Origin of the sequence: Mesorhizobium loti CJ3sym (assembly GCF_000472785.1) — a bacterium.
Classification (GTDB): domain Bacteria; phylum Pseudomonadota; class Alphaproteobacteria; order Rhizobiales; family Rhizobiaceae; genus Mesorhizobium; species Mesorhizobium loti_E.
This window is the reverse complement of record NZ_AXAL01000018.1, coordinates 107,009-123,342: the sequence shown is the minus strand read 5'-3', so window position 1 is coordinate 123,342 and position 16,334 is coordinate 107,009. Positions and strand designations below refer to the sequence as shown.

Genomic DNA, 16,334 nt, shown 5'->3' with positions numbered 1-16,334 from the left:
GCATGCGGGAATGCGGCGCCTCTTAGAATTCTCGCGCCGCTTGCGGCGGGCCGCCGGCTCGCCGCCCCTTCGAAAAACGCCAGCCCTGTCGGCTGCTCGGCGCTGTACCATTCTCGTGCTGGCGCTGACATCGTCCGCGATGGCCGGCGATCTCCAGCCTGCAGGCCTTGCCACCACGCGCACCGACCTCAACGCCGGAGATCAGGCGCGCGTCACCGTCATAACCAGGCCGACCACGGATTTCTCCAAACCCGAGCCGTTCGAGCTGATGCAAGGTGGCGCAGGGACCTCGGAAAAAGAGGTCAGCCGCGATTCCTTTTCGCAATCCTCGGCCAACATCACCTTCGAGGAAGAGGGCACTTTCAAACTCGGCAATGCTTTGTTTCGCAAGAACTGGGTGTCGTCGCCGTCCTCGACGCAGGCGTCGGACGGGCTTGGCCCGCTGTTCAACGAACGCGCCTGCCAGAACTGCCATCTGAAAGACGGCCGCGGCCGTCCGCCGCAAGGCGATACCGGCACCACCTCGATGTTCCTGCGGTTGGCGCGCGATGCCAGCAGCGCCGAAGAGAAGGCGGCCCTCGCCAGCCACCAACTGCTCAATTTCCCCGATCCGGTCTATGGCACGCAGTTGCAGGAGCTGGCGGTGCCCGGCCTGCGCGGCGAAGGCAAGATGCATGTCGACTATCTCGAGCGTAAGGTAAAGCTGACGGACGGCACCATGGTTTCCCTGCGCAAGCCCAGCTACTCGGTCACCGGTCTCGCCTATGGGCCATTCGATCCGCGCACCACGTTGTCGCCGCGCCTGACGCCGCCGATGATCGGCCTGGGCCTGATCGAGCAGATCGCGCCGGCTGACATTCTGGCCCATGCTGATCCGGACGATTTGGATGGTGACGGCATTTCCGGCAGGCCCAACATCGTGCGCGACGGCCGCGGCGGGGAACTGACGCTTGGCCGCTTCGGCTGGAAGGCGCAGACGGCGTCGATCCGCCAGCAGGCGGCGGATGCTTTTGCCGGCGACATCGGCATCTCGACGCCGGAAGAACCCAAACACTGGGGCGATTGCACCGCCGCGCAGGCAAAATGCCTCGCCATGCCGAATGGCGTGCAGGCTCGGCTCGGCGCGGTCGAGGCTCCGCCGCCGGTGATGGGTCTCGTCACCTTCTATTCGCAGAACCTGGCCGTCCCGGCGCGCCGCGATCTCGCTGCGCCTGATGTGCTCGCCGGCAAGAAGGTCTTCTATGAAATCGGCTGCATTGCCTGCCATACGCCGAAATTCGTCACCCGCCGCGACGCACCCAACAAGGCGCAGGCCTTCCAGCTGATTTGGCCCTATTCCGATTTCCTGCTGCACGACATGGGCCCGGATCTGGCTGACGGCCAGGCGGTGGGCGATGCAACGGGCAGCGAATGGCGCACCCCGCCACTCTGGGGCATAGGCCTCACCGAGACCGTCAACGGCAATTCCTTCTTTCTGCACGACGGCCGCGCGCGCAGCTTGACCGAGGCGATCCTGTGGCATGGTGGCGAGGCGCAGAAGGCGCGCGACCGCTTTGCCGCCGCCAACGCGGCCGAGCGTGACGCGCTGCTGAAATTCCTGGAGGCACTGTGATGCTGAAGCGCTCTGTACTGGTTCTCGTTCTTCCGCTGGCCCTACTGGCTGCCTGTCCAGCATCGGCGGCGGTAAGAGCCTCCGACATTATCCAGCGGGCGATCGATGGCTTTGTCCGCCCGGCCTATGCTGGTCTGCGTGTGCATGCGGATCGCCTCGCGGCGGCGATGCACAAGCTCTGCGAAGCGCCGTCGCAAGGGGAACTCGAAGCCGCGCGAGCTGAGTTCTCCGATACGGTGTATGCCTGGTCGTCGGCCGAGATCATCGGATTTGGGCCGATCAAGGAGAACAGTCGGCTGGAGCGCATTCTCTATTGGCCGGATCGCAAGGGCCTCGGCTTGAAACAGGTGCAGGCGGTATTGTCCGCCAAGGACCCGACCGCCGTCAACCCGACACAGCTGGCGGGCAAGAGCATTGCCATGCAAGGGTTTGGCGCGCTGGAATTCGTGCTTTTCGGCGACGGCGCCGATGCACTGGCGGGCAAGGATGATCCCTATCGCTGCGCCTATGGCGCGGCGGTTGCCGGCAATATCGAAACCATGGCCGGCGAAGTCAGCGCAGCCTGGAACAAGTCGGACGGCTTTGCCGCACTGTGGGCCAATCCGGGGCCGCAGAACCCGCTCTACCGCGACGGCAACGAGGCGGTGACCGAACTGGTCGACGTTTTCATCAATGAATTGGAGATGGTAAGGGATGTCCGCTTAAAAGGTTTTCTGGGCGGCAGGCCCGATGCGGACAAGCCGAAACAGGCGATTTATTGGCGTTCGCAAAACACCACCACATCGCTGGCTGGAAATCTCGCCGGCATAGATGCGCTGTTCCAGGCCTCCACGCTTGGCGATGCCTTGCCGCCGGATTCGCGCTGGATGGCGGACTCGATCCATATCCAGCTGGTCAATGGCGTCGCCACCGCGAAATCCGTCCCGGGTCCGATCGACAAGGCGCTTGCGGACCCGGCGCTGCGTGAAAAACTCGAGCATTTCACCCTGATCACCTCCAGCCTGTCGACCCTGATTGGCACCAGGCTGACTGCTGAATTCGGCCTGACCGCCGGCTTCTCGTCGCTGGATGGGGACTGAGCATGCGCACGCCGCTTATTGACCGCCGAGATTTCCTGCGGGCCGCAGGCATTGGCTTTGCCGCTGCGATAGCGACGCCTGCGTGGGCGGCGACGCTTGCGGCGGATGCCGTCTTCGCCACCGCCTTCGTCAAGCGCGACGGCAGCTTTGGCGCCGCTGTCCTGTCCGAGGCCGGCAAGGTTCTGCACACAATCGACCTGCCAGATCGCGGCCATGACGTCACCTTCGATCCCCTGTCGAAGCGTTCGGTGGTCTTCGCCCGCCAGCCCGGCACCTTTGCCATCGTTTTCGATCACACCGGGCACGACGCCCCGCAAACCATCGCCAGCATCACCGGCCGGCATTTCTTCGGCCATGGCGTGTTCTCGCCCGACGGCACCTTGCTCTATGCCACCGAGAACGATTTCGACAACGCCGCCGGCGTCGTCGGCGTCTATGATGCGCGGGCGAAATTCAACCGGATCGGCGAATTCCCGACCTACGGCACGGGTCCGCACGAGCTTCTGCTGCTGGGTGACGGCAGGACGATCGCGGTCGCCAATGGCGGCATCGAGACCCATCCGGATTACGGTCGCGCCGAGCTCAACATCGCGACCATGAAGCCGTCCTATGTGCTGATCGACCGCGTCACCGGCGACCTGATCGAGAAGCACGAACTGCCGGCTTCCCTGCACCAGCTATCGATCCGCCACATGGACACCGACCCATCCGGCACCGTCTGGTTCGGCTGCCAGTATAGGGGGCCGGGCACCGATCGTCCGCTGTTGGTCGGCCGTGCCGCGCGCGGCAAGGAATTGCAGCTGATCGACATGCCGCCGGATGTTTTGTCCGGCTTCCGCAACTATATCGGCTCGGTCGCCGCCAATCCTGGTACCGGCACCGTTGCCGTGTCCTCGCCGGAAGGCAATTCGCTTGTCGTGATCGAAGCGCCCAGCGGCCGGATCGTCTCGACCAGTGCGCTGGTCGAGGTGTGCGGTCTGGCGCCGGACGGACTGGGCTTCATGGCAACAACAGGCGCCGGTGAGATCATCGAGGGCAGCGGCGCAACACGGTCGGAGCCGGATTACGTCTGGGACAATCACATGCTGCGCATCGAGCAGGTCTGACAAAGCGCGAACCGAAGCCGCTTAACAAATTGTGCTTGCCGTGGCGCTCCATGGCGGGCACAGGGAGTTGTTTTTCCAACCGGTCGTCTCATGAAAGTGCTTGCCATCGACTGTGCCGCCAGCCTCTGCGCCGCCTGCGTCTACGATGCGGCGGCCGGACTGGAGCTTGGCCGTTCGGCGCTTGATCTCGGCAAGGGCCATGCCGAGCACCTGATGGCCGTCATTGCCGAGGCGCTGAGGGCCGGCGCGACGGATTATGCCGGTCTCGGTGCCATTGCCGTCTCCGTCGGTCCGGGCTCCTTCACCGGTCTGCGTGTCGGTGTCTCCACGGCGCGTGGCCTGGCTCTGGCGTTGAAAATTCCGGCGATCGGGGTGACGACGCTCGAGGCGCTGGCCGCCGAGGCGGCGATGGCATTTCCCGGCCGCACCGTGTTGGCGGCACTCGATGCAGGCCGCGAGGAAATCCATACCGCGCTGTACGACAAAATGTTAGTTTTGACTTACGGACCAGCGGTGACCACATTGCCAGAAGCCACTGCCTTGGCGATAGACAACTCCGCGGTGCTGGCCGGTACCGGGGTGGCACAGATCGCGGCCTCGGCCAAGCGTGGTTTCGATATTGGGCCTCAGACGGCGACCGCCGACATTTTCACATATGCACGTCTGGCCGCCTCCAAAGGTGAGGGCGAAAGGCCGAAACCACTTTATTTGCGCGGCGCGGATGCCAAGCCGCAAGCCGGATTTATTCTTTCAAGGCAAGAGAAATAATGCGCATACCTTTTCTCCAGCCGCGCCGCCGGGACTATGCGCTTGAGCCGCTCAAGATCAGCGACAGCCCTACGGTCTCGCTGCTGCATCGCGAAGACTTTGTCCGCCCGTGGACTGATGGCGAGTTTGCCGCTTTGCTCGGACAGGACACGGTGTTCGGCTATGCCGCGCGCGAAACCGGGCAGGGCGCCAAGCCGCCGGTCGGCTTCGTGCTGGCCCGGCTGGCGGCCGGCGAGGGCGAGATCCTGACCGTCGCGGTGGCGCGATCCCATCGCCGGCAAGGGCTGGGCTGGCAACTGATGGACGCGGTGCTGCGCGAACTGCATGTGCAACGCGCCGAAGCGCTGTTTCTTGAGGTCGACGAGACCAATGTCGCGGCAATCGCCCTCTATCGGCGGCTGGGGTTCCGTGAGGTCGGCAAGCGTCCGGATTACTACAAGTCGCCCGATCGCGGGCCGACCGGCGCGCTTGTCATGCGCCGCGATCTTCGCTAGCCAGAGACCGGGGTAGGGCGATGATCAAGAAAATCAGGATTTTCCTGGCGCTGGGCCTCGTCGTTGCCGGCTCGCTGGTCCTCGTGCCGTTGCAGATACTGTCGATGAAGACCGGCTGGTGGCCAGAAACCGTCATTCTCAAGATCTGGCACAGGATGATCGTTCGGGCGCTCGGCATCCGCATCCATGTCAAGGGGGCATTGTCCGACAAGCGGCCCCTGCTGGTGGCCTCGAACCACATTTCCTGGACCGACATCATGGTGCTGGGCTCGTTTGCCGATGTGAAATTCATCGCCAGGGCCGATATGGAAGGCTGGCCGCTGATCGGCATGCTGTCGAAACTGCAGCGTACCGTCTTCATCGAGCGCGAGCGCAAGCGCTCCTCGGGCGACCAGGCAAGCGAGATCGCCAATCGCATGGCCAAGGGTGACGCCATGGTGTTGTTTGCCGAGGGCTCGACCGGTGACGGCAATGCCATCTTGCCCTTCAAGAGCACGCTGTTCGGCGCCGCTTCGATGGCGATTTCGGAAGGGGCGGCCGAGCAGGTGTTCATTCAGCCGGTGGCGATCGCCTATACACGCCTGCACGGCGTGCCGCTCGGCCGCCGCCACCGGCCGATCTCGGCCTGGATCGGTGACGAGGATTTGATGCCGCATCTCAAGGTGCTGCTGGCGGAAGGCGCGCTCGATGTCGAAGTGCATTTCGGTGAGCCGATCGCCTTTGCCAAGGGTTCGAACCGCAAGGAAACGGCCAGGCTGATGGAAAGCCAGGTGCGCGAGATGATGCAGGCAGCACTCGCCGACCCGCGCCCGAGCCGCTAGAGCCGGCATGCGCTCGCGGGCGCATGCCGAGAATCGTCTGTTTTTTGTCATCGAAAGGCGTTAGAAGCCGCCGGATGGACTTGAACACGATTGAAAGCGACGACATCGGGACGGCGGCTGGACAGCCCGCGGTGCATGCCACGGCAGCGAAGAAGGTCTTCATCAAGACCTATGGCTGCCAGATGAACGTCTATGATTCACAGCGCATGGGCGATGCGCTGGCCGCCGACGGCTATACCGCGACCGATGTTATCGACGACGCCGATCTGGTGCTGCTCAACACCTGTCACATCAGGGAAAAAGCCGCCGAAAAGGTCTATTCCGAGCTCGGCCGCATCCGCGACATGAAGGCGGAGCGCGCCATTGCGGGTCGCGAGCTGCTGATCGGTGTCGCCGGTTGCGTGGCACAGGCCGAAGGTGCGGAGATCATCCGTCGGTCGCCGGCCGTCGATCTGGTCATCGGCCCGCAGACCTATCACCGCTTGCCCGACGTGCTGGCGAGAGTCCGTGGCGGCGAGAAGATCGTCGAGACCGATTACGCCATCGAGGACAAGTTCGAACATCTGCCGCAGCCCAAGCGCGCCGAGGTGATCAAGCGCGGCGTAACCGCCTTCCTGACCGTTCAGGAAGGCTGCGACAAATTCTGCACCTTCTGCGTCGTGCCTTACACAAGAGGCTCGGAAGTCTCGCGGCCGGTGGCCCAGATTGTCGCCGAGGCTGAGCGGCTGGCCGAAGCCGGCGTGCGCGAGGTGACGCTGCTTGGCCAGAACGTTAATGCCTGGCATGGCAAGGGCGACAATGGCGAGGAATGGGGACTTGGCCGTCTGCTGTTCAGATTGGCCGAGATTCCCGGGCTGGCGCGGCTGCGCTACACCACCAGCCACCCGCGCGACATGGATGATGAGCTGATCGCGGCTCACCGAGATCTCCCGGCGCTGATGCCTTATCTGCATCTGCCAGTGCAATCGGGGTCCGACCGGATCCTGAAGGCGATGAAGCGCAGGCATACGGCGAGAGATTATCTGATGCTGCTCGACCGCATCCGCACTGCCCGGGCCGATATCGCGTTGTCCGGTGACTTCATCGTCGGCTTCCCCGGCGAGACCGAAGCCGATTTCGAGGCGACCATGGAACTGGTGCGCCAGGTGAACTACGCTTCGGCCTTCTCGTTCAAATATTCGCCGCGTCCCGGCACGCCGGGCGCCGACATGCCCGATCACGTGCCGGAAACGGTCAAGGACGAGCGGCTGCAGCGGCTGCAGGCATTGCTCTTGAAACAGCAGCAGGATTTCGGCTTGAGCCTGGTCGGCAGCACCATAGACACGCTGATCGAGAAGCCCGGCCGCCAAGCTGGCCAGAAGGTTGGCCGCTCGCCGTGGCTGCAGCCCGTTATTGTTGATGAAAAGGCCGGCGAAATCGGTGACATTATCCGGGTGCGAATCACGAAGACGGGCTACAATAGCCTGTTCGCCGAGTTGGCCTGATGCATGTCGCTCAAAAGTGGTCCCGGTTTTTTGGGACTACGACATGCATAGCCACAGACCTCGGCAGATGAGGAGAGACGGTTGAGCGCAGCAGAGCTGAAGAACCTGCCCCCGGTACCGGCATCTGGGGCTTCTGACATGGCGCACATCGTTCTGACTTTCGACAACAACAAGCTTGCCAGCGCCCTCTACGGTCAGTTCGACGAGAACCTCGCCCGACTCGAGCAGAAACTCGGTGTCGATATCCGCTCGCGCGGCAACCAGTTGACCATCAAGGGGTCGGCTTCGGCCGCCGAGCAGGCGCGCCGTGCCTTGGACAATCTGTACGGCATTCTGCAGAAGGGCGTTGATATCGGCCAGTCCGACGTCGACGGCGCCGTGCGCATGGCGGTCGCCGCCGACGATCAACTGACGCTGCCGACGCTGGAGCGCAAGGGCAAGGTCTCCGCCGCCCAGATCGCCACCCGCAAGAAGACCATCTATGCCCGTTCGCTCAACCAGGATGCCTATATGCGGGCGTTGGAGCGGTCGGAACTCGTCTTCGGCATCGGTCCGGCCGGCACCGGCAAGACCTATCTGGCTGTCGCGCATGCCGCGATGCTTCTTGAGCGCGGCATGGTTGAACGCATCATTCTGTCGCGGCCGGCGGTCGAGGCCGGCGAGCGGCTGGGCTTCCTGCCTGGCGACATGAAAGAGAAGGTCGATCCCTATCTGCGGCCGCTCTACGACGCGCTCTACGACATGATGCCGGCCGACAAGGTCGAGCGCGCCATTGCCGCCGAAGTTATCGAAATCGCCCCGCTCGCCTTCATGCGCGGCCGTACGCTGGCGCATGCGGCGGTCATCCTCGACGAGGCGCAGAACACCACGCCGATGCAGATGAAGATGTTCCTGACCCGTCTTGGCGAGAACTCGCGCATGATCGTGACCGGCGATCCGACGCAGATCGATCTGCCTTCGAGCACGAAATCCGGCCTGGTCGAAGCCTTGCGTGTCCTCGACGGCGTGGCCGGCGCGGTCACCGTGCGCTTCAACGATATCGACGTCGTTCGCCATCCGCTGGTGGCGGAAATCGTCAGGGCCTATGACCGCGACGCCAAGCTGGCACGCGGCCTCGGCGCCGAGAATTGATTTTTGACGATGCGGCTTCATGCCTGAGGACAAAATATCCGGCGACGGGTATCCCCCCGTCGACATCGATATATCGGTCGAGGCGGGCGACTGGCCTGATGAGGCAAGCCTGACGCGACTGGTCGATCGCGCGGTTGATGCTGCTTTTGCCGAGACCGGCGTGACCGGCCGTTCCGAACTCAGCATCGTCTTTTCCGACGACGCACATATCCGTACCCTCAACGCCGGCTGGCGTGGTAAGGACAAACCCACCAACGTCCTGTCTTTCCCGGCTTTTTCTTTTCCCAAAGGCGGCCCACTGCCGCCGATGCTGGGCGATATCGTGCTCGCCGCCGAAACGGTTTCACGCGAAGCGGTACTGGAAGACAAGCCGGTGCAGAACCATATCACCCATCTCGTTATCCATGGCCTGCTGCATTTGCTGGGCCATGATCACGAGACCGACGCCGAGGCCGAGGAGATGGAGGCCATCGAACGCGCAGCGCTTGCAAGGCTTGCCATTCCCGATCCCTACGCGTAACTACATCTGACAATTGACCGGACGACGATGAACGACAAACCAGAAACTGCCGCCCGCCCCGACGCCGGCAGTCCCCCCGAGGCTTCCGATACGTCGGAAGAGGGATCAAGTCCGAGTACCGTTACCCCTGGTGTTGCCAACACCGGCAGCGCTGCCAGCGAGCCTTCGCCTGCCGGCCCCTCCTTGTTCGACCGCGTAATCGGCCTCTTCAGGCAACGCAACGGAACCAGCTTGCGCGAGGAAATCGCCGGCGCGCTGGCCGAGACCACCAGCGACGCCGAATCCTTTTCGCCCGGCGAGCGCGCCATGCTCAACAACATCCTGCGACTGCGCGAGGTGCGCGTCGAGGACGTCATGGTGCCGCGCGCCGACATCGAGGCGATCGAGATCACCACGACGCTCGGCGACCTCTTGGGCACTTTCGAACAATCCGGCCACTCCCGCATGCCGGTCTATTCCGAGACGCTCGATGATCCGCGTGGCATGGTTCATATCCGCGACGTGCTGGCCCACATCACCAAGCTCGCGCGCGTCAAGAAGGGTCGCACGACCAGGAAAAATCCCGTCGCCACGCAACTGGATCTCGCCCAGGTCGATCTCGCGCGCACCATTGGCGACCTCAACCTGATCCGCCAGGTTCTGTTCGTGCCACCGTCGATGCTTGCCTCCGACCTGATGGGCCGCATGCAGACGACGCGCACGCAGATGGCGCTCGTCATCGATGAATATGGCGGTACGGACGGCCTTGTCTCGCTTGAGGACATTGTCGAGATGGTCGTCGGCGACATCGAGGACGAGCATGATGACGACGAGCCGATGATCACCCAGGCCGGCGACGGCGTGTTCATTGTCGACGGCAAGGCCGAGATCGACGACGTCGCCAAGATGATCGGCGAGGATTTCGCCGCCGGCGAGCATGGCGAATATGTTGACACGATCGGTGGCATGATCTTCAACACGCTCGGCCGCGTGCCCGCGCGTGGCGAGGTGGTGCAGGCCATTCCGGGCTTCGAATTCCATGTCCTCGATGCCGATCCGCGCCGCGTCAAGCGCGTGCGTATCGTGCAGAGCCAGAAGGGCGAGCGCCGCCGGCGCGCCACGGCCCGCACCGAGCAGGCGTGAGCATTTCGCTCAGCCGATGACCATCGACGACCCGTTCAAGCACGCAAGTCTGGGCTCAGGCGTCTTCTACAGGGATCCTCGTGCGGCGCTAGCGTGGCTTGAAGCGGCTTTCGGTTTCGAGCGCAGCATGGTGGTCAGCGACGCCGACGGAAAGCTCGTCCATTCCGAGATGCGGTTTGGCGAGTGTACCATCATCGTCGATTCCGAATGGGCCGACTATGTCGCAAGTCCCGCCTCGGTCGCGGGCAAGAACACGCAATCGGTCTATGTCAGGCTGAAGGACGGCCTGGATGCGCATTGCGAGCAGGCGCGGACAGCGGGTGCTGCCATAATCCAGGAACCGGCGGACCAGTTCTACGGTGAACGCCAGTACCGGGCCCGCGATCCCGAGGGCCATGTCTGGACCTTCAGCCAGCCCATCCGCTCGGTTTCCCGTGAAGAGGCCGAACGGCTGGGCGGCCTGCGCATCGAGGGCTGGCACGGGTAGAGCGGCGCTCGGGACGTGGCCGCTGACCGGCCGGCGTTTGGAGCGCGGAGCGCGGCCTGATAAATCTTGGCCTCCTGATTCGCGCGACTCGGAAGTTTGCATGGAGCGCCTGGCCGGCCGGATAATTCTGCTTTGGGGTTGGCGGCGTGCGCTTGTGGCGTTTCTTGCCGGAGCGCTGGCGGTACTTGGCCAGGCGCCTTACGATTTCTTCGCCGCCTGCTTCATCTCGTTTCCGCTGTTGGTCTGGCTGCTCGACGGCGCGACTGGCGAAGCCTCGGGCAGCCTGTTCCGGCGCCTGCGGCCGGCCTTCGCCGTCGGCTGGTGGTTCGGTTTCGGCTATTTCCTCGCCGGCCTCTGGTGGATCGGCTCGGCGCTGCTGGTCGAGGCCGATGATTTTGCCTGGGCGCTGCCCTTCGCCGTGGTCGGCATTCCCTTTGCGCTCGCCTTTTTCTATGGCTTCGCAACGATGGTCGCCCGGCTGCTGTGGAGCAGCGATATCGGCCGCATCGCCGCCCTTGCGTTCGGCTTCGGGCTGACGGAGTGGCTGCGCGGCTTCCTGTTCACCGGTTTTCCCTGGAATGCCATCGGCTACGCGGCAATGCCAGTGCCTCTGATGATGCAGAGCGTATCGGTGACCGGCATGATCGGCATGAACGCGCTTGCCGTGTTCGTCTTCGCGCTGCCCGCACTGCTGGCGGCGCGCCGGCATCTTCGCCTGGGCGCGGCTCTGTTCGTCGCGCTGGCCGCGGCCCATGTCGGCTTCGGCTATGTCAGGCTTGCCGCCCCTGAAAAGCCGGCCGAGCGCAGCCTGGATGTCCGCATCGTCCAGCCGGCCGTCGACCTCAGTGAAAAATGGGACGCTTCGGTGCGCGACCGCATCTTCGCCACCTTGCTGGGTCTGTCCGCCAAGGCGCCGGACCCCGGTCACGGCAAGCCACAGCTCATTCTTTGGCCGGAAACCTCCGTGCCATTCCTCTTCACCGAACGCCCGGACGCGCTGACGGCGCTGGGCGACATGCTGGCCGACGGCCAGATGCTGATCGCCGGCGTCGTTCGCGAGGAAGGCGGCTCGGCGGCCGGCACCGACAGCCGCTATTACAACTCCGTGGTGGCGATCAATGACAAGGGCGAAATCGCTGACGCCGTCGACAAGGTCCATCTGGTGCCGTTCGGCGAATACCTGCCTTTCACCGACCTGTTCAACCGTTTCGGCATCGCACAGCTTGTCGCCGGACCGGTGACGTTCGCCGCCGGCAACGAGCGCCACGCCATCACGCTGCCGGGCGGCATCCGTGCCCTGCCATTTATCTGTTATGAGGTGATCTTCCCCGATCTTGTGGCAGTTGACGCTACGTCAGCGCAGCTTATTGTGAACGTTACCAATGATGCGTGGTTCGGCGACACGCCGGGACCGTATCAGCATTTCAGGCAGGCCCAGATTCGCGCGGTGGAGAACGGATTGCCCTTGCTGCGTGCTGCCAACAACGGCATCTCGGCCGTCGTCGACCCACATGGCCGCGTCGTCGACGCGCTGGCGATCGACGCGCGCGGGGCCATCGATGTGAAGGTGCCGATTTCCGGACAGAGTGTAGTTTCCCCCAGTCAGCGGCGCATTAACGGAATGCTGATCATGTTGCTGTTTGCGCTGGTCGGGGCGCTGTTGAACGTAAGGCAAAGGCTACGGGTGAATTGACAGTCGACACATTAGAAACTCATACTGTATCGCCTGAAAATTTCTCGAAGCTGGTGGATCGTTCTGTTGGGGCAGTCGCCTCCGGCATTTTTTGGGCGAGAAAAAAATCACAAAGCCGAAAAAATTCGGCGAGGAAAAAATGACAGAAGAAAACAAGAAGAAACCGAATCCCATCGACATCCACGTTGGAAGTCGCGTCCGGCTTCGGCGCAACATGCTCGGAATGAGCCAGGAAAAGCTGGGCGAGAATCTCGGCATCACATTTCAACAGATCCAGAAATATGAAAAGGGCACCAATCGCGTCGGCGCCAGCCGGCTGCAGGCGATTGCCTCCATACTAGGCGTGCCCGTCGCCTTCTTTTTCGAGGATGCGCCGGGCCAGGAAGCGGTGGCCGGCCGTGGATTTTCGGAGGATGCGTCGATGGCTTTCGCCGTCGAGTTCTGCGGCAGTCCCGAAGGCCTTCAACTCAACCGGGCGTTCGTCAAGATCGCCGACGTCAAGGTGCGCCGCAGGATCATCGACCTGGTGAAGTCGCTCGCCGCCGACGATCTCGACTGACCCTCAATGCGCCTCGAGCCGGCGGCGTTTGCCGCCGGTGGCACAAGATATCGACATCGACAGTCGTGCCAGAATGGCGGCAACGCTTGACGAGCGGCGCTTTGCCCCGCTAACACGTGGCGCGCCAAAATCGGCAGCCTGCCGATCGTTTTTCAAGAGGGGACACCCGTGACGCGGCAGAACTACTTCTTTACCTCGGAATCCGTTGCCGAGGGCCATCCCGACAAAGTCTGTGACCGGATCTCCGACGAGATCGTCGATCTGGTCTACCGTGAAGCCAAGAAGACCGGCATGGACCCATGGAAAGTCCGTGTTGCCTGCGAGACGCTGGCGACCACCAACCGCGTCGTCATCGCCGGCGAGGTGCGCGTTCCCGAGACGCTGCTGAAGAAGGACAAGGCCGGCAATATCCTCAAGGATGCGGCCGGACATTCGATCATCAACCCAGCCAAGTTCAAGTCGGTCGCCCGCAAGGCGATTCGCGAGATCGGCTATGAGCAGGCCGGTTTCCACTGGAAGACGGCCAAGATCGAGGTTCTGCTGCACGGCCAGTCGCCGGACATCGGCCAGGGCGTCGACAACGCGTCCGACCGCCAGGGCGAGGAAGGTGCCGGCGACCAGGGCATCATGTTCGGCTATGCCTGCCGCGAGACGCCGGACCTGATGCCGGCGCCGATCTATTACAGCCACAAGATCCTCGAGCTGCTCGCCGCCGCCCGCCACGAAAACAACGGCGAGGCCGGCAAGCTCGGGCCGGACGCCAAGAGCCAGGTCACCGTCCGCTACATCGACGGCAAGGCCGCCGAGGCAACGCAGATCGTGCTGTCGACCCAGCATCTCGACGCCACCTGGGATTCCAACAAGGTCCGCAAGGTCGTAGAGCCATACATCCGCGAGGCATTGGGCGACCTCAAGATCGCCGACGATTGCATGTGGTACATCAACCCGACCGGCAAGTTCGTCATCGGCGGGCCGGACGGTGACGCCGGCCTTACCGGCCGCAAGATCATCGTCGACACCTATGGCGGTGCTGCCCCCCATGGCGGCGGCGCCTTCTCCGGCAAGGACACCACCAAGGTCGACCGATCGGCGGCTTACGCGGCGCGCTACCTAGCCAAGAATGTCGTGGCGGCGAAGCTTGCCGACCGCTGCACCATCCAGCTTTCCTACGCCATCGGCGTCGCCCAGCCTTTATCGGTCTATGTCGACCTGCATGGCACCGGCAAGGTCGATGAGGCAAAGCTCGAGGACGCGCTGCGCACCGTGATGGACCTGTCGCCGTCAGGCATCCGCCGCCATCTCGACCTCAACAAGCCGATCTACGCCAAAACGTCCTCCTACGGCCATTTCGGCCGCAAGGCCGGCCGTGATGGGTCTTTCTCCTGGGAAAAGACCGATCTCGCCAAGGCGCTCAAGGATGCTGTCGCGGCCTGAGCGCCACGACGGCCTTGCTCCACCCGATGAGCCCGCAAGACAGGCCAAGCCGTGCGACCGAAGCCTTCTTCGGTCGTCGGCGTGGCAAGCCGGTGCGTCCGCAGCAGGCGGCGGCGTTGGAAAGCGGCCTCGGCGCCTATGGCCTCGATCTGAAGGCTGAAGCGCCGCCCGATCTGCGCACTCTGTTTGAAATTGACGTTTCGGCAGTCAGGCTCGAGATCGGCTTTGGTGGCGGCGAGCATCTTCTGCACCGCGCGCTCGAAGCACCGACAACCGGCTTCATCGGCGTCGAGCCCTTCGTCAATGGCATGGCCAAGATGATGATGGCGGTGCGGCAAAGGCCGCTGGCCAATTTGCGTGTCTTTGATGACGATGCCACGCAATTGCTCGACTGGCTGCCGCAAGCCTCGCTCGATGGCATTGATCTTCTCTACCCGGATCCCTGGCCGAAGAAGAAGCACTGGAAGCGGCGTTTCGTCGGCCCGGTCAATCTCGACCGTTTCGCGCGCGTCCTCAAGCCGGGCTCAAGATTCCGCTTCGCGTCCGATATCGACACGTATGTGAACTGGACCTTGCTGCATTGCCGGGCACATGGCGCTTTCGCATGGCATGCAGCGGAAGCGGCCGACTGGCATCGCCCTTACGATGGCTGGCCGGGCACGCGTTACGAGGCGAAAGCCATTCGTGAGGGCCGCAGGCCAGCCTATCTTACCTTTATCAGGAAATAGGCGCCCTGAAGCAATTCCAGGAAAAGTGTGTAACGGTTTTCCGTCCGGAATTGCGTCAAAACAAAGAGTCTACGGCACCTATCGCCGGATTTTCAGAAACGGCCGATCCTGTTGAAGATGGCCGGATCCATGCCGAGCGTGCGCAAATCGTCCGCGCGTGGCTTGCGGCCGGCTTCCACGGCGCGCGATGCGGCGACGGCGCTGCCGAATGTGGTGAAGAGATCGCCCAGGGCGGAAAATATTCTGCGGTTGCTCATGATCTTGTCCTTTCGCGCGCCACCGCGCGTTCTTTCTGTTCGTGTCGTGGCTAACAAATAAGAGCGCTCTGCAGGCTCTCACAGGGGGATTGCCGCATGGGGGCCATGCGCCTGGAGCAATGCTGAAGCTGTCAGGGCTTTTGCCGGCCCGCCACGGCGGGCTTGAAACACAGGCCGTGTTCGTTTATATCATCCTCAAATTCTTGGTCGGTATGACGAAGAGTGGGTCCACCCGGTCCCGCTCTTTTTTGTTACCTGCCGGGTGCATCGGACCGAAAAGTGCGAAGCGGTTTTCGGATGGTTCCGATGCGCAAACTAAAGAACGTTGCGAAACGAACGACAGGCAATTGATGACTGCAACGGCAAGCGAAGGTGACGACCGCATCATCCGCGAAAGCGGCATCGATGCACGCATTGCGCTGATCGTCCAGCCGGTGCTGCGCGGCATCGGCTTTCGCCTCGTGCGCGTGCATCTGTCCGGCCAGAACGGGCTGACGCTGCAGATCATGGCTGAACGTGAGGACGGCACCATGACCGTCGAGGATTGCGAAGAGGTCAGCCGCGCGGTGTCACCGGCGCTCGACGTCGATGACCCGATCGAAAAGGCCTATCACCTCGAAGTCTCTTCGCCCGGTATCGACCGGCCGCTGGTCCGCAAATCGGATTTCGTGACCTGGACCGGTCATTTGGTAAAGATGGAAACATCGATCGTTGTCGCCGACCGCAAGCGCTTCAAGGGCAAGATTGCCGAGGCCGGCGAGGACGACGTGCTGATCGAGCGCGACAAGGCGGCCTATGGCGAGGAGCCGACGGTGCGCGTTCCCTATGACGCGATCGCCGATGTGCGGCTGATCCTGACCGACGACCTCATCCGTGAGGCCCTGTCGAAGGACAACCGGGAACGCAAGGAAGCCAAGAAACGCCGCGGCGAGCCTGATGATGCACCCGAGGGTGCTGAGGGCGGCGCGGAAGACGAAATCGAACAGGAACTATGATTGAGCCGCCGGGCGTAAAAGCTCGGCAACAAGCTCGGGAGAAA

17 protein-coding genes are annotated in these 16,334 nt (G+C 63.1%); 16 read left to right on the top strand and 1 reads right to left on the bottom strand.

What is annotated here, in order from left to right:
- The first annotated feature begins 10 nt into the window (after nt 1-10).
- From A3A9_RS0123915 to trmB, 15 genes are all read left to right on the top strand, one after another.
- Nucleotides 11-1,612, top strand: coding sequence for a di-heme oxidoredictase family protein (locus tag A3A9_RS0123915; protein ID WP_027061042.1), 1,602 nt, complete (start codon nt 11-13; stop codon nt 1,610-1,612).
- Nucleotides 1,612-2,691, top strand: coding sequence for an imelysin family protein (locus A3A9_RS0123910; RefSeq protein WP_027061041.1), 1,080 nt, complete (start codon nt 1,612-1,614; stop codon nt 2,689-2,691). Before A3A9_RS0123915 ends, A3A9_RS0123910 begins: the two co-directional genes overlap by 1 nt.
- 2 nt (nt 2,692-2,693) lie before the next feature.
- Nucleotides 2,694-3,797, top strand: coding sequence for a DUF1513 domain-containing protein (locus tag A3A9_RS0123905; RefSeq protein WP_027061040.1), 1,104 nt, complete (start codon nt 2,694-2,696; stop codon nt 3,795-3,797).
- A 90-nt stretch (nt 3,798-3,887) separates the two neighbouring features.
- Nucleotides 3,888-4,565, top strand: a complete 678-nt coding sequence (gene tsaB / locus A3A9_RS0123900; RefSeq protein WP_027061039.1) for a tRNA (adenosine(37)-N6)-threonylcarbamoyltransferase complex dimerization subunit type 1 TsaB — start codon at nt 3,888-3,890, stop codon at nt 4,563-4,565.
- Entirely contained in the window at nt 4,565-5,059 is a 495-nt protein-coding gene (locus A3A9_RS0123895; RefSeq protein WP_027061038.1) for a GNAT family N-acetyltransferase, read from the top strand. Before tsaB ends, A3A9_RS0123895 begins: the two co-directional genes overlap by 1 nt.
- Before the next feature lie 20 nt (nt 5,060-5,079).
- The gene (locus A3A9_RS0123890) at nt 5,080-5,880 is read left to right on the top strand and encodes a lysophospholipid acyltransferase family protein (RefSeq protein WP_027061037.1); all 801 of its coding nucleotides are present in this window, start codon (nt 5,080-5,082) and stop codon (nt 5,878-5,880) included.
- A gap of 74 nt (nt 5,881-5,954) precedes the next feature.
- On the top strand, nt 5,955-7,364 hold the full coding sequence (gene miaB / locus A3A9_RS0123885; RefSeq protein WP_027061036.1) for a tRNA (N6-isopentenyl adenosine(37)-C2)-methylthiotransferase MiaB: 1,410 nt from the start codon (nt 5,955-5,957) through the stop codon (nt 7,362-7,364).
- Nucleotides 7,365-7,502: 138 nt separating this feature from the next.
- Nucleotides 7,503-8,495 carry a PhoH family protein gene (locus A3A9_RS0123880; RefSeq protein ID WP_027032975.1) on the top strand — a complete coding sequence of 331 codons (993 nt, stop codon included), beginning with the start codon at nt 7,503-7,505 and terminating at the stop codon, nt 8,493-8,495.
- Between the two features lie 19 nt (nt 8,496-8,514).
- A complete protein-coding gene (gene ybeY, locus A3A9_RS0123875; protein ID WP_027061035.1) occupies nt 8,515-9,015 on the top strand; it encodes an rRNA maturation RNase YbeY in 501 nt (166 codons plus the stop codon).
- Between the two features lie 27 nt (nt 9,016-9,042).
- Nucleotides 9,043-10,137: a hemolysin family protein gene (locus A3A9_RS0123870; RefSeq protein WP_027061034.1), complete on the top strand. Its 1,095-nt coding sequence runs from the start codon at nt 9,043-9,045 to the stop codon at nt 10,135-10,137.
- 16 nt (nt 10,138-10,153) lie between these two features.
- Nucleotides 10,154-10,624 carry a VOC family protein gene (locus tag A3A9_RS0123865; RefSeq protein ID WP_033838759.1) on the top strand — a complete coding sequence of 157 codons (471 nt, stop codon included), beginning with the start codon at nt 10,154-10,156 and terminating at the stop codon, nt 10,622-10,624.
- Between the two features lie 100 nt (nt 10,625-10,724).
- Nucleotides 10,725-12,317 (top strand): apolipoprotein N-acyltransferase, encoded by a 1,593-nt coding sequence (gene lnt, locus A3A9_RS0123860; RefSeq protein WP_027061032.1) that lies wholly within the window; start codon nt 10,725-10,727, stop codon nt 12,315-12,317.
- Nucleotides 12,318-12,456: 139 nt separating this feature from the next.
- Nucleotides 12,457-12,876, top strand: coding sequence for a helix-turn-helix domain-containing protein (locus A3A9_RS0123855; RefSeq protein WP_027032979.1), 420 nt, complete (start codon nt 12,457-12,459; stop codon nt 12,874-12,876).
- Between the two features lie 168 nt (nt 12,877-13,044).
- Nucleotides 13,045-14,310 carry a methionine adenosyltransferase gene (gene metK, locus A3A9_RS0123850; protein WP_027061031.1) on the top strand — a complete coding sequence of 422 codons (1,266 nt, stop codon included), beginning with the start codon at nt 13,045-13,047 and terminating at the stop codon, nt 14,308-14,310.
- Nucleotides 14,311-14,336: 26 nt separating this feature from the next.
- Entirely contained in the window at nt 14,337-15,038 is a 702-nt protein-coding gene (trmB, locus tag A3A9_RS0123845) for a tRNA (guanine(46)-N(7))-methyltransferase TrmB (RefSeq protein ID WP_027061030.1), read from the top strand.
- Between the two features lie 92 nt (nt 15,039-15,130).
- Here the strand turns inward: trmB and A3A9_RS45300 are convergent, their stop codons facing one another.
- On the bottom strand, nt 15,131-15,295 hold the full coding sequence (locus tag A3A9_RS45300; RefSeq protein ID WP_080680922.1) for a hypothetical protein: 165 nt from the start codon (nt 15,293-15,295) through the stop codon (nt 15,131-15,133).
- A 350-nt stretch (nt 15,296-15,645) separates the two neighbouring features.
- Between A3A9_RS45300 and rimP the strand changes: the two genes are divergently transcribed.
- On the top strand, nt 15,646-16,290 hold the full coding sequence (rimP, locus tag A3A9_RS0123835) for a ribosome maturation factor RimP (RefSeq protein ID WP_027061029.1): 645 nt from the start codon (nt 15,646-15,648) through the stop codon (nt 16,288-16,290).
- Nucleotides 16,291-16,334: the final 44 nt, after the last annotated feature.